Genomic DNA, 3,910 nt, shown 5'->3' with positions numbered 1-3,910 from the left:
CACCGGCGTACTGCACAATCTGGGTCCGGGTGAGGTCCTCGACGAGCACCTGCTCGTGAATCTCGCCGACTTCCACCTCAGCGCCGCGCAATGCCATCAGTTCGCCCCCTGCTCAACCGGCTTCTCGGGTCGCACGCTTACGCCACGGGCCCGGACAACCAGCTCGCCGGCTGCGTCCCGGTACTCGGTGACCTGTTCTTCGAACAGCAGCTTGCCGCCCCGCCGACCCGTCTTCTCCCAGGTGTTTCCCGGCACGTTGGTCACCGTGAGCAGGTCGCCCGGCCGGACCTGCCGGAAATACTCGAAATGCTGCTCGGCGTGCAGCCGGCCGCCGCCGGAGACCGCATCGGTGACTCCGCTGGGTTCCCGGCCGGAGCCGAACCATGCCTCGCCGGTACGCGGTCGCAGCGGATAGTCAGGGTCGTACTGGGCGGAGGACTGGACAAACGTCGGCGGGGCGATGATCCCCGCCGTCTCGGCCTCCGCGGCCCGCTCCGCGTCGTGGTAGACGGGGTTGGGATCCGCGACCGAGCGCGCAAAGAGCATGATCTGACCGGCCTCCACCGGGAACGTGAACTGCCCCACGAATTACTCCTCGTCGTTGAAGGCGGATGGCAGAGGATCCCAGCCATCCGATAAGGCGTTGAGTACTGTTCGTCTCCGTTGTTTCTCCCGACCGGGTTCTCCCGACCGGGAGAACCGGGTCGCTCACCCGCGCCGCAGGAGCAGGCTGCGTACCTGCGCCGCCGACTCAAGTGCCTCATCCTCGTCACCGGCGACCGGCAGCAGGTGCACATCGCGGCAGCCGGCATCAAGATAGGGCACCAGCGCCTGCGCCACATCCTGCGGGGTCCCCCGGGGCACGTACCGCGAGAAACGGTCGAAGGGCACGCCGTAGAAGCTCTCCATCGCCCGCGAGACCGACAAACCGGCGTCCTGGACCGACCCGCCGAAGCCGCACCAGACCAGCAGCGCGTGCCGCCAGGGGACCGCGGACCGGCCGGAGGCGGTCGCGACGTCTTCGATCTCGGCGATGACGGAGGCGTAACGCTCGGGCGAGACCCACACACCGAGCCAGCCGTCACCGTGACGACCCGCCCGCCGAACCGCCGCGGCCGACCGGCCGCCGATCACTATCGGTACGGGCACGGCCGGCGGCGGTGACACCCGCACATCGCGGAGCTGGAAATGCTCACCGTCGACCGTCACCGCATCACCGGCCAGCAGTGCCCGCAGCACAACCAGGGCCTCGTCCATCCGGCGGCCACGGGTGGCGGGGTCGACACCGCATGCCTCGACCTCGGCGCGGTCCTCACCGCCGATGCCCACGCCGAAGACGAACCGCCCGGGTGCCATGGCCGCGAGCGTGGCTACCTGACGCGCAACCGGGACGGGGTGACGCAGCGGTAGCAGGAAGACCCCGGTGTGAACCTCGATGTCGGGCGCGGCGACCAGCAACGCCGTGGCCTGGATGAGCCCGTCGGAACCGTAGCCGCCGCGAAAACTCACGTGGTCACCGATGACGGCATGGTCGAATCCGAGGTCCCGGATCTGCGCAGCGGCGTCGTACAGTCGCCCGGTACCGCCTCGCAGCAGCGCGAAGGGTGGCCGAACCCCGATCCGCAGCCCGGCTGATCCCGACGCGGCTGATCCCGACCCGACCGGGTCGACGTCAACCGTGGTCACGATTGCAGCACTCTACGCAACACCTTGCCGGCGGCGCTTCTCGGCAGAATTTCGATCATCTCCCACTCGGCGGGCACCTTGAACCCGCTCAGGGACTCCCGCGCGAACAGGCGCAGCTCCTCGACGTCCGGTGGATCCCGCGGGTCGGCGGGGACGACGAACGCCTTCACGACCTGACCCCAGCGCCGGTCCGCCCGGCCGACGACGGCAACCTCGCGGATCGCGGGATGGAGACTGAGGACCTGTTCAACCTCCAGTGGATCCACGTTTTCCCCACCCCGCACAATGCGGTCACCACGGCGGCCCAAAAGTGTGACATAGCCGTCGGAATCGATATGACCGAGGTCTCCGGTGTGCAGCCAACCGTCGGCCTCGGGCTGGAAGAGGTGCTCGCCGCGGGCCCGGATCTCGCCGCTGCCGTCCGGACCCGGATCGACCACCCGCAGCTCCACACCCTGCGCCGCGCGGCCGACCGTGCGCAGCAGCTCGGGCCGGGTCGTGGCCGCAAGTCGATGATCGTCGAAGTTCAGACAGGTGACCGGAGAACCCTCCGTCTGCCCGAAGATCTGAACGAAGGCAACGCCCGGAAGAACTGCCATCGCCTCGCGAAGCGTGTCCGGATGGATCGGGGACGCGCCGTACTGCAGCACGCGCAGCGTCGGCAATGCCAGCGCGCCCTCAGCGAGCAGTCGGTCGATCATCGTCGGCACCAGCAGAGCATGTGTCGTGCCGTAGTCGGCCAGGTCCTGCCAGTTACGCGGCGAGAACGGTGGCGCACAGACAACCGTGGCTCCGGCGCCCAACGCAACCGCGATCATGCCGAGGCCGGCGATGTGATGGTAGGGCGAACCAGATGCGTACACGCTGCCCGGCGCAAGGTCGACGATCGCGGCGTTGACCCTGCCCCGTACTGCGAGCTTGCCCTGCGCCACATACACCGCCTTGGGCACCCCGGAGGTCCCGGACGTGTGCAGGATCAGCGCGGTCTCATCCGGACCCGGCTGGTCCGCCGACAGCCGGTCGGTCAACAGCCGGTCGGACGCCGCGGCCGGTGGGTGAACGACAAGCCGGCGGCCCGTTGCCGTCGCCAGTTCCCGGCCGAGGTCCGCCGCGGCCGGCTCGGCCAGGAGCAGATCGCCGGCGAGGCCGGCCAGACAGGCGGTGAGCTCCCGGGGGGTGAGTCTGGTGCTGATCGGCGCGAGGGGACGCCGGGTGGCGGCGCCCGCGATGGTCAGCGCAAGAGCTTCCAGCGTGGTCGAGACCAGGGCCGGCAACGGGGTTCCCACGGGCAGGGCAAGGCTGTCGAGCCAGTCGGCCGCACCCGCGGCGTGCCCCAGCAGGTCGGCGCCGGACCAGCGGGTGGCACCACTGATCACAGCCGTCTGACCCGCACCCGGGCCCGACCAGACTCCGGTGAGCTGGGCCATCCATGTCGTCCCGGCCGCGGCGGTCATGCCCGGGTCGTCCGGGCGGCGGTCGCCCCGGATGCGGTCAGTCCGGACGAAGTGGTCCCGGACGAAGTGGTCCCGGACGCGGTCAGTCCGGTGGTGTCGACGCCGTCCCAGAAGCCTGCCCACGTCGGGAAGGACTGCGGCAGGCCCGGTGGCGTCGGCGACGTGCCCCAACTGTCGAATCCCACGGCCTGCGGGTGCTCGGTGACATCGGCTGCGTACCAGTGCCGCTCGTCCCGCCGGGCGAACAGCCACTCGCCGTCGATCCGCTGGTAGGTGTCGAAGTAGCAGATGGCCATGACGATCCAGCGGTCGCCGACCTCGTGCTCGGCCCGGCAGTACACCTGCCCGCGGGCGTTGTCTGCATCGAGCAACTCCACGCGATGACCGCAGATCTGGTGCACCGACCGGTAGAACCACCGCAGGCTGGGCGCGATGTATCCACGCAGTGCCTCCCGGCCGCGGCCGTGCCGGCCGCAGTTGACATCCGGCACGAACAGCGATATCCAGGCGTCGAGGTCACGGCCGTCGACCGCGAGCGCGTACCGGATCGGCAGCTGCCCGAGCGCGAGCCGCGCCTCCACCTGCTCCAGCCGCGCGAGCAACCCCGCGTCGTGCGTCGTCACGACACCTCCAGGTCAGGCCGGCCTATTCGCCACACCGCAACCACAACCAGATCAACACAGGCAACAATACGCTTAATGAGTTGCACTATAGGGCCAGACCGCCAACTCCGCGACGACTTCCGGACAGGACGACCCAGACCGCCTGAG

4 protein-coding genes are annotated in these 3,910 nt (G+C 69.5%); all 4 read right to left on the bottom strand.

The features are described 5' to 3' along the window. Positions 1-96: 96 nt before the first annotated feature. The 4 genes from U9980_RS05120 to U9980_RS05105 all read right to left on the bottom strand — a co-directional run bounded on the left by U9980_RS05120 (position 97) and on the right by U9980_RS05105 (position 3,742). Positions 97-585, bottom strand: coding sequence for an FAS1-like dehydratase domain-containing protein (locus tag U9980_RS05120; protein WP_322766903.1), 489 nt, complete (start codon positions 583-585; stop codon positions 97-99). 123 nt (positions 586-708) lie between these two features. After that, positions 709-1,686, bottom strand: coding sequence for an LLM class flavin-dependent oxidoreductase (locus tag U9980_RS05115; protein ID WP_322766902.1), 978 nt, complete (start codon positions 1,684-1,686; stop codon positions 709-711). Further along, positions 1,683-3,140, bottom strand: coding sequence for a fatty acid--CoA ligase family protein (locus U9980_RS05110; protein WP_322766901.1), 1,458 nt, complete (start codon positions 3,138-3,140; stop codon positions 1,683-1,685). Before U9980_RS05110 ends, U9980_RS05115 begins: the two co-directional genes overlap by 4 nt. Continuing rightward, on the bottom strand, positions 3,137-3,742 hold the full coding sequence (locus U9980_RS05105) for a nuclear transport factor 2 family protein (RefSeq protein WP_416210158.1): 606 nt from the start codon (positions 3,740-3,742) through the stop codon (positions 3,137-3,139). Before U9980_RS05105 ends, U9980_RS05110 begins: the two co-directional genes overlap by 4 nt. Positions 3,743-3,910: the final 168 nt, after the last annotated feature.

Source organism: Protofrankia sp. Cr1 (assembly GCF_963555865.1).
Lineage (GTDB): Bacteria > Actinomycetota > Actinomycetes > Frankiales > Frankiaceae > Protofrankia.
This window is presented reverse-complemented; position numbering and strand designations above follow the sequence as displayed.

Excerpts from the sequence above, each read along its gene's own strand:
- U9980_RS05110 (WP_322766901.1), bottom strand. The coding sequence starts at position 3,140 with ATGACCGCCGCGGCCGGGACGACATGGATGGCCCAGCTCACCGGAGTC.